This is a genomic window from Mesorhizobium sp. M7A.F.Ca.CA.003.01.2.1, assembly GCF_003998945.1.
Classification (GTDB): domain Bacteria; phylum Pseudomonadota; class Alphaproteobacteria; order Rhizobiales; family Rhizobiaceae; genus Mesorhizobium; species Mesorhizobium ciceri.
In genome coordinates this window covers 1-1498 of sequence record NZ_RZRA01001155.1, presented here as the reverse complement: position 1 = coordinate 1498, position 1498 = coordinate 1, and the positions used below count along the sequence as shown (strand labels likewise).

Annotated in this window: 1 protein-coding gene; it reads left to right on the top strand. The window is 66.9% G+C overall.

The annotated features are described in order from the left end of the window. Positions 1-1498 (top strand): AsmA-like C-terminal region-containing protein (locus tag EN969_RS30720; protein WP_164758647.1); only part of this gene is annotated, 1498 nt, incomplete at both ends.

The window sequence follows — 1498 nt, the reverse complement described above, 5'->3', positions numbered from 1 at the left end:
GGGCGACTACGGCAACGGCCTGCTGGTGCTGGACGAACTCAGCGGCGCCATCAACGAAGCGGCGGTGTCCGGCGACGTCAATATCGATGTAAAGGACGGCGTGCCACATCTGGCCGGGGCGCTGGCGCTCGACGAACTCGACCTCGATCCCCTGGCGGTGGCGCTGTTCGGCGACTCCGCCTTTCTAGCCGACAAGGAGGGCGCAGCCAAAGACCGGGCAGGCAAGGGTGGCGTGTGGCCGGCGACACCGTTCAGCCAGAAATCCAGCCTGCCATTCACCGCCGACCTCGACCTGACGACGGCAGCACTGGCCGCCGGCCGGTTCGCCACCGCCTATGACGCCGCCTTTTCGCTCAAGCTCGACCAGGAAGGCATCCGCGTTTCGGATCTCAAGGCGAAGTTGCTGGGCGGGGCGCTGACCGGCCTATTCGAGTTGAAGAACAACAACGGCACCGGACTGTTCTCTGGCCAGATGAAACTGGCGGGCGCCGATCTGGCGACCGTGCTGCCGGATGCCGGCATCAGCGGCATCGGCGATTTCTCGACGGCGCTGTCAAGCAGCGGCAAATCGGTCGAAGGGATGGTGGCTGCCTTGTCAGGCTCCGGAACTGCGGCGTTGAAGGGCGTGAAAGTTGCTGGCCTCAATCCAGATGCGTTCAGTGCGTTCCTCGCCAAGGCGGATGCGATCGGGCGCGACATCGATGCGGCCAAGACCGCCGGCTTCGCGCCCGAGATTGCCGCTGATGGCAGCTTTGCCGCTGGCGATACCGACATAGCCTTCACGGTTGCCGGCGGCACGCTGCGGGCGCCGCCGGTCAGCCTGGAAAATCCAGCGGCGACCTTGTCCGCCGACATCACGGCGGATCTCAACGCGGCCACGGTGTCGGCCAAGGGTGCGATCACCTATCGGCCTGGCGACGAGGCGCTGGTCGGCTCCGAGCCGGTTGTGAATTTCACCGCCGAAGGGCCGTTCGGCGCGGTCAAACGAGCATTCGACAGTGAGCCGCTGGCGCAGTTCCTGACCCAGCGCGCGCTGGAGAAGGAGCAGCAGCGCGTCGAGGCGATGCAGGCCGCGCTGCTCGAGAAGCAGCGGCTGCGGCGCGAAGTGCGCTATTACGCTGCGCGGCAGGATGCTCGCGACAAGGCGGCCGAGGAATTGCGCCGGCAGGAGGAAGCAGCGCGGCTCAAAGCCGAAGCTGACGCCAAGGCCAAGGCCGAAGCGGATGCACAGGCTCAGGCTGAGGCGGACGCAAAGGCTCAGGCCGACGCGGAGGCGAAAGCCAAGGCGGACGCAGATGCCAAAGCCAAGGCCGATGCCGAAGCGAAGGCGGCTGCCGAAAAGCAGGCCGCCGACGAGGCCGCCAAGGCGCAGGCCGAGCAGGAGCGGCAGAAGGCGGAAGAGGCGATGCGTATTGCCTCGCAGGAAAAGGCAAGGCTCGAAGCCGAACGCAAGGCCGCGCAGTCTCCGAAGGTGGAGCGGGCGCCGCTGCCGCAGGCC